This is a genomic window from Psychrilyobacter sp. (genome assembly GCF_037132775.1).
In the GTDB taxonomy this organism is placed as follows: domain Bacteria; phylum Fusobacteriota; class Fusobacteriia; order Fusobacteriales; family Fusobacteriaceae; genus Psychrilyobacter.
Map to the genome: position 1 here is coordinate 42,613 of NZ_JBAHZY010000140.1, position 18,811 is coordinate 61,423.

At 32.4% G+C, this 18,811-nt stretch carries 18 protein-coding genes; 3 read left to right on the forward strand and 15 right to left on the reverse strand.

Features of this window, described 5'->3' with window-relative positions; all coding sequences use genetic code 11:
• Positions 1–7: 7 nt before the first annotated feature.
• Genes V5784_RS10400 through V5784_RS10410 form a run of 3 tightly spaced genes read left to right on the forward strand, consistent with a single transcriptional unit; the run spans position 8 to position 2,562 of the window.
• Positions 8–814, forward strand: coding sequence for an ABC transporter permease (locus tag V5784_RS10400; protein WP_336888944.1), 807 nt, complete (start codon positions 8–10; stop codon positions 812–814).
• An 8-nt stretch (positions 815–822) separates the two neighbouring features.
• Positions 823–1,761, forward strand: coding sequence for an ABC transporter ATP-binding protein (locus tag V5784_RS10405; RefSeq protein ID WP_336888945.1), 939 nt, complete (start codon positions 823–825; stop codon positions 1,759–1,761).
• 9 nt (positions 1,762–1,770) lie between these two features.
• Positions 1,771–2,562 (forward strand): ATP-binding cassette domain-containing protein, encoded by a 792-nt coding sequence (locus V5784_RS10410; protein ID WP_336888946.1) that lies wholly within the window; start codon positions 1,771–1,773, stop codon positions 2,560–2,562.
• A 125-nt stretch (positions 2,563–2,687) separates the two neighbouring features.
• Here the strand turns inward: V5784_RS10410 and groL are convergent, their stop codons facing one another.
• The 15 genes from groL to V5784_RS10485 all read right to left on the reverse strand — a co-directional run bounded on the left by groL (position 2,688) and on the right by V5784_RS10485 (position 18,750).
• Positions 2,688–4,292 (reverse strand): chaperonin GroEL, encoded by a 1,605-nt coding sequence (groL, locus tag V5784_RS10415; protein ID WP_336888947.1) that lies wholly within the window; start codon positions 4,290–4,292, stop codon positions 2,688–2,690.
• Positions 4,293–4,432: 140 nt separating this feature from the next.
• Positions 4,433–4,684, reverse strand: a complete 252-nt coding sequence (locus V5784_RS10420) for a hypothetical protein (protein ID WP_336888948.1) — start codon at positions 4,682–4,684, stop codon at positions 4,433–4,435.
• A gap of 128 nt (positions 4,685–4,812) precedes the next feature.
• Positions 4,813–5,736: a peptidase U32 family protein gene (locus tag V5784_RS10425; RefSeq protein WP_336888949.1), complete on the reverse strand. Its 924-nt coding sequence runs from the start codon at positions 5,734–5,736 to the stop codon at positions 4,813–4,815.
• 107 nt (positions 5,737–5,843) lie between these two features.
• A complete protein-coding gene (locus V5784_RS10430; RefSeq protein WP_336888950.1) occupies positions 5,844–7,079 on the reverse strand; it encodes a U32 family peptidase in 1,236 nt (411 codons plus the stop codon).
• Positions 7,080–7,207: 128 nt separating this feature from the next.
• Positions 7,208–8,548 (reverse strand): replicative DNA helicase, encoded by a 1,341-nt coding sequence (gene dnaB / locus V5784_RS10435; RefSeq protein ID WP_336888951.1) that lies wholly within the window; start codon positions 8,546–8,548, stop codon positions 7,208–7,210.
• An 8-nt stretch (positions 8,549–8,556) separates the two neighbouring features.
• Entirely contained in the window at positions 8,557–9,006 is a 450-nt protein-coding gene (gene rplI, locus V5784_RS10440; protein WP_336888952.1) for a 50S ribosomal protein L9, read from the reverse strand.
• A 1-nt stretch (position 9,007) separates the two neighbouring features.
• Positions 9,008–9,802, reverse strand: coding sequence for a hypothetical protein (locus tag V5784_RS10445; RefSeq protein WP_336888953.1), 795 nt, complete (start codon positions 9,800–9,802; stop codon positions 9,008–9,010).
• Between the two features lie 69 nt (positions 9,803–9,871).
• Positions 9,872–11,365: a DNA polymerase III subunit gamma/tau gene (gene dnaX, locus V5784_RS10450; protein WP_336888954.1), complete on the reverse strand. Its 1,494-nt coding sequence runs from the start codon at positions 11,363–11,365 to the stop codon at positions 9,872–9,874.
• A gap of 16 nt (positions 11,366–11,381) precedes the next feature.
• Entirely contained in the window at positions 11,382–12,776 is a 1,395-nt protein-coding gene (locus V5784_RS10455) for a sigma-54 dependent transcriptional regulator (RefSeq protein WP_336888955.1), read from the reverse strand.
• 3 nt (positions 12,777–12,779) lie between these two features.
• Positions 12,780–13,721 carry a TonB family protein gene (locus V5784_RS10460; RefSeq protein ID WP_336888956.1) on the reverse strand — a complete coding sequence of 314 codons (942 nt, stop codon included), beginning with the start codon at positions 13,719–13,721 and terminating at the stop codon, positions 12,780–12,782.
• Positions 13,722–13,732: 11 nt separating this feature from the next.
• Positions 13,733–14,173, reverse strand: coding sequence for a biopolymer transporter ExbD (locus V5784_RS10465; RefSeq protein WP_336888957.1), 441 nt, complete (start codon positions 14,171–14,173; stop codon positions 13,733–13,735).
• Positions 14,174–14,183: 10 nt separating this feature from the next.
• Complete coding sequence (locus V5784_RS10470) at positions 14,184–14,798, reverse strand: MotA/TolQ/ExbB proton channel family protein (protein WP_336888958.1); 615 nt, start codon at positions 14,796–14,798, stop codon at positions 14,184–14,186.
• A gap of 99 nt (positions 14,799–14,897) precedes the next feature.
• On the reverse strand, positions 14,898–15,254 hold the full coding sequence (locus V5784_RS10475; RefSeq protein ID WP_336888959.1) for a hypothetical protein: 357 nt from the start codon (positions 15,252–15,254) through the stop codon (positions 14,898–14,900).
• 13 nt (positions 15,255–15,267) lie between these two features.
• On the reverse strand, positions 15,268–18,210 hold the full coding sequence (locus tag V5784_RS10480; protein ID WP_336888960.1) for a tetratricopeptide repeat protein: 2,943 nt from the start codon (positions 18,208–18,210) through the stop codon (positions 15,268–15,270).
• A gap of 9 nt (positions 18,211–18,219) precedes the next feature.
• On the reverse strand, positions 18,220–18,750 hold the full coding sequence (locus V5784_RS10485) for a DUF116 domain-containing protein (protein WP_336888961.1): 531 nt from the start codon (positions 18,748–18,750) through the stop codon (positions 18,220–18,222).
• Positions 18,751–18,811: the final 61 nt, after the last annotated feature.

The following is an 18,811-nucleotide window of genomic DNA, read 5'->3' on the forward strand; positions in this document are numbered from 1 at the left end:
GAATAAGATGAATATAAAAATCAAAGATCATAATTTGATAATAGGAGGAGGAATATTAATATTTCTTTTACTTATTATGGGAGTGAGTTTTTTTTATCTACCTCACTCTGTTACTGAAATAAATACAAAATTAAAACTCTCTGCCCCTAGTTTTTCCTATTTTTTAGGTACCGATAATTTTGGAAGAGATATCCTTAGCAGACTCATGAAAGGATCTCAAACAGCTTTTTTAGTAGGATTAATCTCGGTGGGTATAGGCAGTAGTGTAGGAGTTTTTTTAGGAGCAATTTCTGGATACTTCGGTGGTAAAATAGATGAGATCATAATGAGAATAACAGATGCCATGATGGCTTTTCCCGGGATTTTATTTGCCCTTATGTTTATCTCTGTATTTGGAGTTGGAATAGAAAATACAATGATGGCCATTGGAATAATGTCCATACCGACATTTGCCCGAATAACCAGAAGCGGGTTTCTACGAGAAAAAGAATTAGAATATACTAAGGCAGCCAAGGTAAGAGGCGCTTCTAATTTTAGAATTATATATTACCATATCTTACCCAATGTTCTCTCGCCAATAATAGTTGCTGGAACTATGAGTTTTTCAAATGCTATCCTAGCAGAAGCAGCTCTTAGTTATTTAGGTCTTGGAGTACAAGCTCCTAATCCTAGCTGGGGTAGGATGTTAAGTGAGTCACAGATGTATTTTATGATCGCTCCGTGGTACACATTAGCACCAGGCTTAATGATTAGTTTGACTGTATTGGCACTCAATATGATGGGAGATTTTTTAAGAGAATATCAGAGAAGATAGGAGAAAAGATGACTATTGAAATTAAAAATTTAAATATATATTTTAATGAGAAAACAAAATTACAGGCTGTAAATAATCTTTCATTTTATGTGAAAAAAGGGGAAATTCTGGGATTAGTAGGAGAATCAGGATGTGGTAAGAGTCTTATCTCCCTATCTATTATGAGACTTTTAAGAAAAAATGCAAGCCTTAGCGGTGAAATCAATTTTCTAGGAAAAAACATCTTAAATCTTTCTGAAAAAGAGATGACTAGTCTTAGAGGAAAAGAAATTTCTATGATCTTTCAAGAACCTCTAACAGCCTTAAATCCCCTCCATAGAGTGGGAAAACAAATCGGTGAAACTTTAAAAATACATACATCACTATCTAAAAAAGAGATAAAAGAAAAAACTTTGGAACTCATGAATGAAGTAAATTTAAAAGATTTAAAGGATACATATAAGAAATTTCCCCATGAACTTTCAGGGGGACAAAGGCAAAGGATAGTTATTGCCATGGCGATTGCATGTGAACCAAAACTAATCATAGCTGATGAGCCCACAACAGCACTAGATGTGAGTACACAGGCTCAAATTATAGATCTATTGAAAGAAATAAATAAAAAAAAGGATAATTCACTTCTTTTTATATCCCATGACTTAGATTTAGTAGAAAGTCTATGCCATAGGATAGCAATAATGTATGCAGGTCATCTTATAGAAGTAATCGAGGCGCTAGGAGATGCAACACATCCATATACCAAATGTCTTTTAGAAGCCATACCAAATCCATTACATAAAGGTAAAGACCTCTATACCATCCCAGGAAGAGTTCCTACCTTATCTGAAAGAGAGAGTGGATGTCCTTTTGCTGCAAGGTGTTCCCTGGCAAAAGAAAAATGTCATAAAATTTTACCAGAACTTTTAGAAAGAGAGGATGGACATCTAGTTAGATGTTTCTATATATAGGTGAAAATGATGGAAAATATACTCGAAATAAAAAATTTGAAGAAAAATTTTGGAAATTCTAATTTTTTTAAATTTAATAATTCCAAAGTAGCAGTAGATAATGTATCTTTTGAGATTAAAAAAGGGGAAATATTTGGTCTTGTGGGGGAATCAGGTTGTGGAAAATCTACAATAGGAAATCTTATAAGTAAACTTCTAACTGCTGATGGTGGGGAGATCATCTATAAAGGTAGGAATATTGATGGATTAAAAGGACGACGTGACCTCAAGGAGATGAGAAAAAACATTCAAATGATTTTTCAAGATCCCTATCATTCTTTAAATCCTAAAAAAAATGTAGGATGGATCCTAATGGAACCACTTATAATCCATAACTTATATTCCCATAATGAAAGAAGAAAAAAAATTCTAGATATGTTAGAGATTGCAGGTTTTGATGAAAGTTTTCTAAATAAATATCCCCGTGAACTTTCAGGAGGACAGAGGCAGAGAGTTGCAATTCTTGCTGCCCTTATGTGTGAACCAGATTTTGTTATAGCTGATGAAGCTGTGTCTGCATTAGATGTATCTGTTCAAGCACAAATATTAAATTTCATGAAAAAGCTCCAAAATAAAATGGGGTTGACATATCTTTTTATATCCCATGATTTAAATGTAGTTTATTATATGTGTGATAGGATAGCGGTCATGAAAGAAGGAAAAATTGTAGAAATAAATGAAGCTGAAAAATTATATAACAATCCAAAACATCCCTATACTAAATCTCTTTTAGAGGCAATCCCAAGAAAAAAAGCAAGATAACTATGATTACAAAGTAACCTACTGATATTTTTGTGTTGCTTCTGGCGTAATTTCCTATACAAACAAAATAGATAAAACCTAGAAGAAATATGTACTTCTAGGTTTTATCTATTTTGTTATCTACATTACATCATAGGCATAATAGGAGCCTCTTCTTTTATTATCTCTCCTACCAATACTTCAGTAGTTAAAATAAGAGCCGAAATAGACGCTGCATTTTGTATAGCTGATCTAGTTACCATGGTGGGATCAATTATTCCTCTCTCTACCATATGAACATACTCACAAGTAAGTGCATCAAACCCAATTTCAGAATCTAAATCCATGACTTTTTGAGCTACTTCTTCACCGTTAAAGCCAGCATTTTCAGCTATCTGTCTTAGAGGAGCTAAAAGTGACTTAACTATGATATCTACACCTTGTTTTATCTCTTTTGACTCTCCCAAATCTAAGGTTTTTAGTTCTTTGGATATGTCTACCAGCACAGATCCTCCTCCAGGAACTATCCCCTCTGCAATCGCTGCTTTTGTAGCATTTAAAGCATCCTCAATCCTTAGTTTTTTCTCCTTTAGTTCTGTTTCAGTAGTAGCTCCTACACGAATCACACCTACTCCGCCAGACAGTTTTGCCAAACGTTCCTGTAATTTTTCTATATCATATTCAGAGGTAGATTCACTTATTTGAGTCTTTAATTGTTTTAATCTCGAACAAACTAATCCATCATTTCCCATTCCTCCTACAATAACGGTGCTATCTTGTGTTATCTTTACCTTGGTAGCACCTCCTAGGTGCAGACTTATCGTATCAGATATATTCATCCCTTTTTCATTTGATATCAAGGTTCCTCCTGTAAGAATAGCTATATCTTCTAAGATAGCTTTCCGTCTATCTCCAAAGGCAGGAGGTTTTACCGCCACTACATTCAGAGTTCCTCTTAATTTGTTTAGTACAAGAGTATTAAGCATCTCTCCTTCAATCTCTTCAGCTATTATTAGTAGAGGCTTCCCCCCTTTCATACATTCTTCCAACACCGGCAGAATCTCCTGCATATTTTTTATTTTTTTGTCCGTTATTAATATATATGGGTTTTCTATAACAGCTATCATTTTTTCTGTATTAGTTGCCATATATGGAGAGAGATATCCCTTATCAAATTGCATTCCTTCTACAACATCTAGGGTAGTCTCTATTGAACTAGCTTCCTCTACGGTAATAACACCTGTTTCACTGACTTTTTCTATGGCATCTGCTATTAATTTACCTATGATTTCATCGCTAGCTGATATGGTTGCTATCTGAATAATTTCCTCTTTATTTTGAATAGCTTTACTTCTTTCTTTTAGGAGTTCCACCACCTTAATGGTAGCAAGTTCTATCCCTTTTTTTATAAAAACAGGGTTCGCCCCTGCTGATATAACTTTTAACCCTTCTTCTACCATGGCTTGAGCCAGTACCGTGGCTGTAGTAGTCCCATCTCCTGCTACATCATTAGCTTTTATAGCTACTTCTTTTATAAGTTCTGCTCCCATATTTTCAAATATGTCTTCTAATTCAATCTCCTTTGCAATGGATACACCGTCATTTGTTATAAGTGGTGGTCCATACTGCTTTCCTAAAACTACATTTCTTCCCTTGGGTCCTAGAGTAACTTTTATTGTATTTGCAAGAGTATCTACACCTATTTTCAATTTTTCCCTTGCTTCTTCATTAAATTTAAATATTTTTGCCATCTTTCCTCCTATTTGCTCTTCATATGTCTTTATGTTCATAATTTAGTCCTCTAACTTTTAATTACTAATCATTAATTAATCACTCTTTTTTCTATTATATCACCTTAAATAAAAAAATTTACTGATTTTACTCAGCAAATTTATTTATGTGCTGTTCCCTCTACAGTAATACATTGAATTGAGTATCCAATCTTCCATTCAATTCTATCATCGATGGTTATATCTGTAATATATTTAGTTCCCTGCTGCTGGTTTTTAGCCGACTCAATAGCTTCATTGGTTGAAGGGGAGGCCCCCCTTGGAAATATATAAAGCATCATTGTCTGACAGTTGCGCCCCTTTACAGGACCTATTTTTTCAGTATTATCTATATTTATTTTAGAACCATGCATAGATTTTTTCCTCCTTCGTAAATTTTATCAATAAAAATTATAAAAAAAGCATGACATTGCATCTAAATAATAATAGTAAAGCCTCCAGATTAATTAAGTTAATCTGGAGGCTTATAGGTTAATAATTTCTATATTGATCTCTTACCTTCTATACCAAAGTAGAAACCCCTTGTAAATTCCCTTGGGGAAGCTTTTTCTAAATCTTCTAACCACCCTTTTTTTACATTAAAATTCCCATTATAGAAGTCCTTCATTCCTTCATTATAAACCCTAACTGCTGTTGTTAAGTAATCGTTATTCATCATTCTTCCTTCAATTCTTATAGCATCTACGCTTAATTCTAAAATTTTATCTAAATTTTCAATGGAACATAGATCTTTTGAATGAAATATATGAGTTCCATGCTCATCTTCAAATACCGGCATATATTCTCCAGGTCTTGTTTGCTCCTCTACCAAATATTTCCACTGTGCATTATTTGAATCCAAGTTTTCTTCCTTAGAAGACATATAGCTAGTTAATAAACTTCTACCAGAAGTAGACATATGCATAGCTCCATGAACATATATTTCTAATTCTATCTCAGGTACTTTTTTTCTAATATCTCTTACATTTTCAATGGATATTTCTCTAGCCAAGATAACTCTAGAAGCTCCCAACTTATGCCACATCCTCACAGCTCTAAAATTAGTATTGCTTGCCTGAGTTAATACACTTATCTTTAAACTAGAAAATTCTCTAACAATTTGAAAAACTCCTAAATCTCCTACTACAACACCATGAACACCAACAATTTCTAAAAATTTAACATATTCATCTAAACCTTCTAATTCATGGTTGTGTGGAATAATATCCAGTGTTACCCATATTTTTTTACTATTTTCTTTGGCATAACTTACAGCTTCTTCTAGTTCTTCATCTGTAAAATTATGACTCCCTGTTCTTAGGTTATATTTTTTACCACCTAATAATACACTATCGGCTCCATTTTCAAAAGCTAACTTTAATTTTTCCATATTCCCTGCTGGGGCTACTAATTCTGTTCTTTTCATCTTTTACTCCTTAAAAATCTCATGAATTTCTTGCACCTTCATTTTCATAATATTTTCATAGACCTAAATTATGCCTATCTGGATGGAACGTCATGTTTCTTTTATCTCTATTCTGCTTCCGGTAAAACTCTTCTTATCATATCAAGTCTATTGATATCTGCATCTATCTTTACCCTTACAACAGAGTTAGGGTTAGCTTCAGTCACCATACTCGTTATTTTCTTCCTTGTAATCTCCATCTCTGGTAATACAATAATTTTTGGATTACCGTTATTACTTGCTACTTCTAGCTCTTCACCAGCAAATATTTTATTTCTTACTTCTAAGATATACTCATTTTCACTTAGTTTTTCTGCTACTTTTGCAACCAATTGGTGACTTTGACTATATGAATTTCTATTGTTATAGTTTTGTGAATCTGAACCTGGTTTATTAAAATAGAAACCAGATGTATATTTTCTGTGAGATGTTGTCTCAAGCTCTTTTAACCATTTTTCACTGTATTTAAAGTTCCCTTCATAATATCTATCAACTGCTTCTCTATAAACTTTTACAGCTGTTGCAACATAATAAATACCCTTCATTCTTCCTTCAATTTTCAGTGAATCAACACCTATATCTAATATTTGATCTATGAATTCAATTGCACATAGATCTTTTGAGTTAAATATATGTGTAGCTTCATCTCCAGTATATACAGGCTTTTTATCTCCATTTTCATCCTCTTCCATCACATTATATTTCCATCTACAAGATTGAGCACAATCACCACGATTAGCATCTCTTCCTATCATGTAATTACTAAGTAAGCACCTACCTGATACAGACATACATAGTGCTCCATGAATAAACACTTCTATCTCAATATCTGGAACACGGGCTCTGATTTCTTTTATATTCTCTAAAGATACCTCTCTAGCTAGGACAACTCTCGAAGCACCCATCTCCTGCCACATCTTAACCGATCTCCAGTTAGTGTTGCTTGCTTGAGTACTTGCACTTATCTGTAAGTTTGAATTTTCTTTAACTATCTCTAAAACCCCTAAATCTGCTACTATAACACCATCCACTCCAGCTGTTTTTTCTAAAAACTGTACATATTCCGGTAAAGCATCCATCTCATCATTATGTGGAATTATATTTAATGCTACCCATATTTTTTTATCTCTTGCATGAGCATATTTGACAGCTTCTACTAATTCTTCTCTATCGAAGTTGTGTCCACCTGCTCTTAAACTAAATTCTTTTCCACCTAAAAACACTGCATCAGCACCATAATGAAATGCCATCTCTAACTTTTCAAAATTCCCTGCTGGAGCCAAGAGTTCTACTTTTTTTTTCATCCTTTTTTATCTCCTTTTATATATATATATATTTATAAAAAGCAGACTTGCACCCTAACTTTTATTGCTCTTTTTTTTAGAAGTTCTTCCCTTTACGAGGAGGAAGATGTCCGACAGGACAGAAAGAGTTAACTTATACTTGTAGTGTAATCTCTAAATTGCGCATATTCATGGAAGAACCGCAGTTTTATCGTTCCTACAGGACCATTTCTCTGTTTACCTATGATAATTTCAGCAATTCCCTTATCTTCACTGTCTTCGTTATAGTAGTCGTCTCTATAGATAAAAACTACCATATCGGCATCCTGCTCGATGGCTCCTGAATCTCTCAGGTCTGATAACATTGGTCTTCTGTCAGCTCTTTGTTCAGGACCACGTGAAAGCTGAGACAGTGCTATTACCGGTACTTCTAATTCTCTGGCTATTATTTTAAGTGATCTAGATATATCTGAGATCTCTTGTTGACGGGATTCACCATTTTTATCTCTACCCTGTATGAGCTGTAAATAGTCTATGATTATCATATCTAATTTTCCTGCTGCCTTGGCTCTTCTTGCCATGGCTCTTATTTCCATAACATTTATATTAGGCATATCCGCTATCTGGATACTAGATTCCGCTAATTTTGAACTTGCTGATCCCAGCTTTACCCAATGATCTGCTTCTAAAAAACCATTTCTTAGGTTTGAAAGAGGAATCCTAGCCTTTGCAGATAAGAATCTCTGAAGTAATTGGGAGTTGGACATCTCCAGACTGAATATCATGACACTTTTTTTCTCTTCTATAGCCGCATGCAGTGCCATGTTCAGAACAAATGCTGTCTTACCCATGGCTGGTCTGGCTGCTAAGATCACTAGGTCTGAAGGATGAAAACCATTGGTCATCTCATCAAAATGTTTAAATCCCGAGGAGATTCCAGTAGTCATTCCTTTGTTGTCCATCAATTTTTCCAATCTTTCGTATTCCTGCGATATAATATCTTTTACCTCTATTACATCTTTACGCTCTTTATTTTCAGCTATCTTAAAGATCATCCCTTCAGCTTTATCCAAGATATCATCTATATCTTCATAACCTTCATGGGTCATCTCCACTATTTGAGTACCAATATCTCCTAATTTACGCAGGGTAGATTTTTCCTTCACTATTCTGGCATAATTCAAGATATTTGCAGCAGTAGGAACCTGTTCTATAATCTCATAGAGAATAGCTTCTCCACCACTTTCTTCAAATTTATTTTGTTTTTTTAATGTATTTATCAAAACTATAGGGTCTATCACTTCCCCTTTAGAATAAGCAAATAACATTGCTTCAAAAATATTTCTATGTGCTCCTTTATAAAAGTCAGTTGATTTTACAATCTCTATAACATCTTCTAGGGCATCAGGTTTTAATAAAACCCCACCTAATACCGATCTTTCTGCTTCTAAACTGGTTGGAACCATCTTTAACTTATCTATACCTTGCATATTTACCCCTACATTCTTTCAGCTATTACTTTTAAGCTAGCCTTTACACCTTTGTGTAATTTTAAGTTCACTTTGTGTTCACCTATTTTTTTTATACTTCCATCTATTTTTTTCTTGTCTATTACCATATCAAATTGAGTTTTTATTGCCTCAGATATCTCTTTATTAGTTATAGAACCAAATACCTTTCCATTCTCTCCAGCTTTTACCTTCATAAATAAAGTTTTTTCTCCTAATACTTTAGCCTGTCCCTCTGCTACAGCAGTTTCAGCTTGATCTTTTGCTGCCGCTTTATTATTTTTTGCCTCTAATCTTTTCATCTCTTCATCAGTGGCTATAATTCCTTTATTTCCTTTTAATAAGAAATTTTTAGCATACCCTTCCGATACACTTACTATGTCACCCTTTCTTCCTTGTCCTGCTACATCTGTATTAAGTATCACTTTTATCTTTGACATTTTATTTCCTCCTTTTATTTATTTTTATTATCCCAAAACTATTCATTACGCCTAAAATAAAGATCCCTATTGGAAAAAAACAAGCAGTTACTATTGCTAAGGATTTCCCATAAACTCTCCATCCTATCTTTTCTCTAAACACACTGTATAACACTTTAATTCCATAAATTATATAGATCAAAGTAGTTATTGAATATAAATTTTTAACATAAAAATTGTCGATTTTCAGAGTCTTATCTATTAAAAATGTAATTATATATACAAGTACCCATAAGTAGGAAATATTCCACTCTCTGTATGTTTTCCCCTTTACTATAAAATATGTGAAATAATTTATCACCAATGAATAGGTAAACACTATAACTAATAGATGTTGTTTAATATAACCCATCATGGTAGTTATCATAGTTTGGTCTAAAATTAGATATTCCTTATATATACCATCTAAGATTGTCATCAGATCATCTGGTGTCCCAATAAATGTTCTCATGAGTAGGTATCCCATTGCTGTAGTTATTGTAGTTGAAATAAAAATCCTGTCAAATATTTCTATAGAAGTCCTTTCAAACAAATAATAAAGTCCCTCCAATAAGAGGAAAAAAACTACATAGACAAAAAACAATTTATCATCTATAAAATATATTACCCCACCAGAAATTAAATTTGTAAAAAGTCTATTCTTAGAATTTAACTTGGGCATTTTTTTTATTTTATATGCCGGCAAGATAAACGATCCCAAGGGTATCAATGATGATGCTAAAAACAATAAGATAATATTTAAAGTTACTTTTATCATGATTTGTTCCTCCTTTCCACCTATTTTCATAGTCTTCATTGTATCATAATTCCCATAATTAGTTAAGAGTTAGATAAGCTCACCGTCAAAAAAGTCCACTACTCTTTCCACAAAATCACTCTTTTCCTCCACAACTTTATTCTTTTCATTTAAAAGATCATACTTTGTAGCTACCCTTCCTCCAAATTTATCTTTGAGTACTCCTAAGAATATATCGTTATAATATGGTTTTTCCATACTTTCCTTATGAAATCTGTTCTCTGCATAGAATCCAATATGAAGGACTCCATCTTCTACTTTAGTAGGTGTAGCAGTAGATAAAAATGAGATCAGTGGCATCTTTCTTCTTTTAGATTCATTTACTATGTCATTCCAATTTGTCCTGACATCCTCTATGCTTATATCCACTGTTTTTTCTGCTACCTTAGGAGTTTCTACTACCTTTTGAGAGACCTCTTTTTCTACATATACTATTTTTTCCACTATTTTCTCTACTATTTTTTCTTGTACGGGCAATTCATGAATTGCCTCTATACTCTCTTTAAATTCTGTTATCTTATGCAAAATTACATAACCTAAGATCCTTTTATCCTCTTCATACCTGAATTTGCCCATCACTTCAAATATATCTTCTATGATGGCTATAGATTTCATTGTCTTAAAAGGTGATTTTTTTTCAATCATCATTTCCTTAAGATAATAAGCAAAACTTTTCAAGAATTCCTCTACATTTATAGAATCATTCCACAAATCATCTAAAAATTTGATCCCATTAACTAGATCATTCTTTAAGATAATCTTCAAAAATTCTGCTAGTTTTTTTTCTGGAATAACTCCTAGTATTCTCTCTGTCTTTTCTAAAGTGATCCCCTCGCCATAACATGAAGTTATTAATTTTTCAAAGATAGAGATAGCGTCTCTCATACTTCCACCAGATTTTTCATAGATCAACCTTAGACTCAAATCATCTATTTCTACCCCTTCAGATCTAGCTATCATAAGGAGGTGATCCACAGATTCTTTTAGGTTGACAGGTTTAAAATCATACCTCTGGCACCTTGAGATAATAGTCTCTAATACCTTATCCGGTTCAGTAGTTGCCAGAATAAAGATAACATGAGCTGGTGGCTCTTCTAATGTCTTTAGGAGAGCATTAAATGCTTCCTTAGTTAACATATGGACCTCATCTATTATATATACTTTTTTCCTTCCCTTTGCCGGCTGATAATTTATCTTATCCTTTAATGATCTCATCTCATCTATTCCACGATTTGATGCAGCATCAATTTCTATCAAGTCTATAAAATTATTTTTGCTGATATCTATACAGTTTTCACACTTATTACAAGGTGTATCCGTAACACCATTTTCCATACAGTTTAATCCCTTAGCTATCAGTCTTGCAGTAGTTGTCTTTCCTACTCCCCTTGGCCCTGTAAATAAATATGCATGAGCCATTCTATTTTCCTTTAAAGAATTTTTTATAGTTTTTATTATATCGGTTTCTCCAGCTACCTCTTCAAAGGTACTAGGTCTATACTTTCTATAAAGTGTTATATGCATCTTATCTCCTCAAACTCTAATCTAAATTATAGTTATTCATCTTTGTTCGTAGTGTATTTCTTGTAATTCCCAGTGTTTCTGCTGCTTCTACTTTTTTTCCATTGGCTACTTCTAATACCTGTCTGATCAATTCTCTCTCAACTCTAGATATTATATTAGCATAGTAATCCTTTTGATTAGACGCCTGTAGCATTTGGATCTCTCCCTCTACCCAGTCAGATAATATCCAATCTTGGATATCTCCCCTTCTTTTGGTAGTTTTATTCCCTATAATATTTGACGGCAGATCCTCTACTAAGATACTTCTACCTCTAGATAATACCATGGCTGATTTTATAGCTGATTTTAATTCCCTTACATTTCCTGGCCAGTCATATCTCATTATTTTCTTCATGGCTGGAGTAGATACTCCTTTTATCGCCTTAGAAAATTCCTCATTGAACCTTTTAATAAAATGATGGATCATAAGAGGGATATCATCTTTTCTTTCTCTAAGTGGCGGTATTTCTATCTCCAATATTCTCAATCTATGATATAGTTCTTCTATGAAGTTTCCATTCATTATCAGTTCTTCTAAGTTTACACTGGTAGTAGCTATGATTCTAATCTCGGTTTTAATGAGCTTTGATCCTCCTACTCTAAAAAAGGCACTCTCTTGAAGTACTCCTAATAATTTTGCCTGCAGAGTCAGATCCAGCGATTCTATATTTCCTAAATGGATCGATCCACCATAACCTTTTTCTAATATACCGATTTGTTCTACCTGGGATTCAAATATATTCCCCTTCTCATATCCAAATAATTTTCTGTCTAAGAACTCTTTTTGATATGCTGTACAGTTTACACTGACAAATGGTTTTTCCTTCAAACAGCTGAACCTATGAATAGATTTTGCCACCGCTTTTTTACCATTTCCCTTTTCTCCACTTATGAGTACCGGTATTTTATTTGTAGCTACCTTACCTATTTTCTTATAAACTTCTACCATCTTAGGACTGTTTCCAATTACAGTTCCCCTGGGAGTTTCTTTTTTCTTCAGTTTTTCAGCCTTTAATTTTTGATCTTTTAATGCTTTTTCGACAATCTTTATTACTTCGTCTTCTTCAATTGGTTTGAGTAGGTAATCATATACTCCCAGTTGAATTGCCCAAGCTATTAAGTCTAAGGTTGCTCTTTCTCCCAAGGCTACAATTATAGCTTTACTCTGGTTTTCATATATTTCTTTTATAACTGTTTTTGTTTTATCTAATTCTTCTAACCCATCTATATCCATAACTATTAGATTATATTTAGCACTTCCTATATAATCTTCTACATTAGTATAGCTGTTTTCAAATGAAAAATCTCCATCTAAATTCTCCAACAGTGATTCCTTTATTTCTTTTGTTAAATTTATTCCCAATATATTCATCTACTACCTGCCCTTTAACTTGAATTTATATTCTACCACGACACTTCCTCTTGCAGCCATTCCGTTATTTATAAGTTTTACATTCCAGTCACGGGCTATACTTTCTACAGCTCTGTCTATCACATCTACTCCTGTTTTTATTAATCTTACTTTAAGTACCTTCCCATCTACATCTACATCTAAGATTATTTTTACATCGGCAGTTTGAGCATTTTTTTCTGCTTCCAGAGGATATTCAGGATCTTTATTAGATGGATCCCAAATAACTTTAGATTTACCGTCCATAGACCCTACTTTTAACCCTGATTTAGGCCCCACTATATTTGGATTTTCCTCACTCATCAGTTTATCCCATTTTATATCTTTTACCCCATCTGTCAGATCATTTTTTACCATTATTTTTTCTGGTCCGTCCTGAGGTATTTCAGTTCCCACCACATCTAAACTTTCCTCGATTCTATCTTTGAAATTATCAGTGACTTCATTTAATTTTCTATCTTCAATTTCGTTCATTCTATTTTTATCTTCAACCTCTGAAACCTTTATTATCTTGGGCTTAAGTTCTGCTTCACTTCTATTGATCTCTCTCTCTGAATCTAAGCTTTCCAGTATATCCAAATCATCAAATGATTGGGTCATCTGTAAGATTTTTTTGGGTTTTACTTTTTTCTCTATCTTTTTAGAAATTTCTTTTTTTATCTGTTCTTTTTCATCTACAATTTTTACTTCTTTTCCCTCTATAACTTGAGAATTCTTCTTTTTTTCAATATTTTTTTTAGGAGCAATATCTATAGGATCAACATTATCGCCAAATCTAATTCGAACCACTTTTGGCTTTTCTATCACTATTTTTTTTAAACCTGGCATTATATAGAGAAAAATTATATGAAGGATAAGGACTCCTACAAATATCTTATTAAAATAATCATTTCTATCTGTTTTCACCTTATCACCTCCTAATTTAAACTTTCAGTATTAAGGTCTAATGAACCTGCTCCCGCTTCCTTAGCTATATCTAACACCTCTATAAGAGATTGGTAGTTTACACTCTTATCAGCACTTATAACTACATTTTTATCCTCTGTGAGTTCTAATCTTTGTCCTAACTTTTCTTTAAGATCTCCTTGATCTACTTTCATCATCTCGTTTTTACCATTTAGATTCTTCACTATAAGATATATTTCTAAATCTTTATTTATCTTCACCTCTAAAGTTTTGATACTTATCTTATGCTCTGAACTAGATTTTGGTAGTTCAATATTTACACTAGAATCTACATCTTGAAATGTTGTAGCCACCATAAAAAATATTAGGAGTAAAAACACTACATCTATCAATGGAGTCATATCTAGCATCAAATTTTTACTGTTTTTCCTTTTCAATCTCTGTATTTTCATATTATCCCCCTTATTTTCTAAGAGAATTGATAAACTCAACGGCAGTTCTTTCTATTTCATTTACCACATGATCGATCTTTTTATTATAATAATTATATAATATAAGTGCTGGTATAGCTACTGTAAGCCCTGCTGCTGTAGTAATTAATGCCTGAGATATCCCATCTGCTAGCATCTCTGGCTTTCCTGATCCCACTACTGCAATGACTCTAAATGCTACGATCATTCCAGATACAGTTCCTAATAATCCTACCAATGGGGTTACATGAGCTACTACTCCTAATAACCACATATGATTCTCTAATTTAGGAATCTCTATCAATGCTCTTTCTCTAGCTTTTTCTTCCAAATACTCTATATCTACCTTTTCATCGAAATCGTGCTCTAATATCAGTTCTTTCAACACTTTTAAACTAGATGAATTTCCACTTTCACATAAACTTATAGCTAACTCCTTATCTTTAGAAGTAATTGCTTCTTCTAACTGTGCTTTTAGCTGGTTTTTTATTCCTTTTTCATTCTTTAAAAAATATACGAATCTCTCTATTATTACTGTTGTTCCTAATATTGATAGTAGGAGAATTCCGTACATCAACATTCCACCACTCTTAAATATTTCTATCATGATTAAGTCTCCTTTTTATTTTTATTTATTTTTGCCACCAATCCACACTAAAGATATACAAATATTAAAATTGGTGTTCATTGGTGGCCAAGTTCTGAGTTATTTTGAGCTCAATGCTAATCCTGCTACTAATATTCCTAATATAGTCAATCCCCATACCACATAGTTAGGTTGTGTTTTTGTCTCACTTATATCAGCTAAAATATCATCTGTTTGTTCAGTTTGATTGTAATCTATATTCATAGTCTCTAATCTTTGATTTCCATTATTTATTAATTTTAGATCCACTGCCTGTATTGTAGGATCTTTTTCTTGCCCCTCCAATAATATTCTCCCCTCTGTTGTAGTACTTTTATTTATACCACTGACTTCCTTTTGAATCTCTGCTCCACTTTCCTCTGCAAAAATCCCCATCGACATCATTATTAATAGTAATCCACTTATAAATCTTCTCATCTTCTCCTCCTAACTATTCTTTTATTATTTTTTCTTCTTCTACTTTTTCTTGGTTTTTTTCAGTATTTAACTGTGCCGTTTTTTCTTTTTTTTCAATAAAATATAAAGTATACCCTTCTGCCACTTCTTCATTCGCTATCAAAAATTCATCATAATATCTCTTAGCTTCCTCTATTTTTTCTTCATTTAGGTTTATCACCAATAGTTTTTCCAATACTAGCCCTCTGTACTTACTTTCAGGATAAGTTTCGTAAAACTCTTCATAAGTTTTTTTAGCTTTTTCATCTGCTTTCTGAATCTCATAAGTCGTTGCAATCTTTAATTTTGCCGCTTCCCTTAGACTACTCTTTTCATATAAAAGCTCTACCTTCATAAAGTTTCTAAGTGCCTTACTGTAATCCTTTGATTTAAAGTATATCTGCCCTATACGATATGTAGCAGTATCTTTATATGGACCATCTTCTACATCCAATATATTTTCATAATATTTTTTTGACTCATCATAGTTTTTTTCCTTATAGTAATAAGTTGCTAAATTAAAGTTCACCTTACTTCCATACTCTACATTATCTATCAATTCTTTATATTCTACTATAGCTAGATCTGTCTTCCCTTGTTTTTCATAGATAAGTGCCGACAAATATATTTTTTCATTGGAATCACTTATTTTTTCCTTCCATAGGTTAGCATTTTCATAGTCATCCACGTTATAATATAAGGTTGTAAGCTCCTTAGCAGTTTTATTTTTTAGCTTTTCATCAGCTGTTTCTTGATATATCTTTATATACGTTTTAGCTGCATTCTTTGTATCATTTAATTTAAAATATGCATCAGCCCTATAAAAATTAACATCTGCTATATAGTTACTCTCTGGATATTCTAAATTGAATTCCTCACTTATTTTAATCACATCTTCATAATTTTCTTGGGTATAAAGGATATTTATCCCCCAATACAGAGATACTATTGCATATTTGCCATTTTTATTTTCTTCATAGAGATCGTTGTACCCTTTAAAAGATAGATCAAACTTCCCCTCATTATAATATGTCTCAGCTATTTGAAAGCTACTATATTCCTTATATTTGGAATTTTTTCCTAATTCAGAAAATATTCCCCTGGCCTTTTGATATTTCCCTAGTCTAAAGTTCGAAAGGGCTTCTAAATCCATCACTTCATTTTTATATCTTTTGTATTCTTTCACTGCAAAATATTGTCTTGCAGATTTTATAGCATCTCCATAATTTTTAGCAGCAAAATGAGCTTTTACTAAATTGTAGTTAGATTTTTCTTTTTGAAATAAATTTGCATCTTTTCCTGTTATTACACCTTCAAATTTTTCTATTGCTTTTTCATATTGTGTAAGTCCTAGGTATGCAACTCCTAAAAGATATCTATTTTCTGCTGTTTTAGGCTGAGGAGTCAGATAAATTATTAATTCCTTATAACTTCCAGCTGCTACTAAGATAGTTATTAAATTTTCTGAAATTTTAGTATCATTGTAGGATCTCAGGTATTCTTTATAAGTATCTTTAGCTCCTTTTGTATCCCCACCTTTATAATATGTATTCCCAACTATAAGGTAGATCTTTTGTCTATACTCTATATCTGTAGAAAACTTAGTTCTATATTCATTGAATCTTAATCTTGTGTTCTTCAAATCTTTTAATTTACTGTTAACCAAGATCAGTTGATAAAGGCCTTCCTTACTTTGTGTTCTATTGTATACGTCAGTATAATAAGTCCTAGATTTTTTATAGTTTTTTGTTTCAAAATATGATTTCCCCAAAAAGAGATCTATATTGCTTTTGTATTCCCTCTTCATCTTCGATTCATCATAAGCTTTTAAATTTTTTATCACTTCACTATATTTTTTAGCTCTAAAATCTATCAATGCCATATAGTAGATTCCTTCGGAATTTAAATTTGTTCTCAGAAGATTTTTAAAAGTTTTTTTTGATTGTTCAACTAACTTTTTACCCTCTGTACCACCCTTTGACTCTCCTACTTTGAACATACTAAAGGCTGATCCATATATAACTTTAGCATCGTTAGAATTATTTACTAGTTCGTAATATTTCATAGACGTCTCATAATTTTTTTGAGCAAAATAATAATTAGCTAAAAGTATATTAGCTTTTCCCTCATTGTTTCCACCCATTAATTTCTTATAGTATTCATCTGCTTTTGTCATCTCTTCATTAGATAGATAGATATCCAAAAGACCGTATCTTACATCCGCTATATATTCACTCTGAGGATAATTTGTCTCTACCTCTATTAATTTTTTTATAGCTAGATCATTGTTGCCCAGCTTATATTGATTCATTCCATACATATAACTGGCTAACTCTATATTTTTTCCCTCAGTTGATCCCTTTAAATATTCATCTAAATAGATGGTACTATTCACATATTCCTTGTTATTGTAAGACGACAGAGATATATATAGGAGAGCATCTTTTGATCTTGTAGGTTTAGTAATAAGATACTTAAAAGTTTTTTTAGCCTCTTCATATCTGCCATTTTCATAGTAGGATATTCCCAGATAATAGACAGCATCTATTTTTTTAAGAGAATTTTTATTTATTAAGTTGATCTCTTTTTTTGCTCCATTATAATCCTTTAGATAGATTAAATTTCTAGCTAAATAATAATGTGCTTCATCTTTTTCATCTCTTTTTAATTTTTCCAATTTTAAATATTGATTAAAATAAGTTGCAGAACTCTTATAGTTTTTATCTAGGTATAGAGTCTTAGATAGTCTCTCCAGTGCTACTTTTTGATACCTGCTGTCAGGGTATTTCCCTACAAAGGTTTTCAATTCATCTGTAGCCATGGAATATTCTTTGGCTTCGTATAATTTATCAATGTATTTCATATCATCTCTATCTGTAGCAAAAATTTGACTCCCTATTACAATCAAAAGGGACAAAATAAATAATTTTTTTTTCATGAATTTCTCCTATCTTAATTTTTTAAGTACACTCTCAATCTCTTTAATTGAAAGGTCGGTATTAAAACATGGCCCATTTATTTTTTTATTGAATACACCGTATACAGACATTGGAAAAGCATCATAGATTCCTGCTACTAAATCTCTTTCACAGGCTACAGCTATTACAAGTTTTGGTTTTGTTTCTTTCAAAAACTTACGAGCTAATGTCCCTCCAGTAGCAATTTTAGCTTTTATGTCATATTCCCTCTGTAATTTTAGTATATCTCCTACTTTGCACTTCCCGCATTCCTTACAATTTCCCACTGTGGATGTCACCTTTAACGGACATTCATAGTTTTGAATACAATGAGGAAGTAAGATCGACACCCTATTTGCTGGTGTATCCTTACATCGTTTTAACACAACATTATTATTAAAACGGATAAATATCTTGGAGACCTTACTATTTTCAATCTCTTCTTTGGAAAATTTTCTAGCTATGATCACTAGAAGGTAAAATATGAGATATACCCACCTTAAAATAACTAATTTCAACATATTATCTTCTCCATCAGGTCTATAGATAAAAACCTTTATAAACCTTATTTAATCAAGGTAT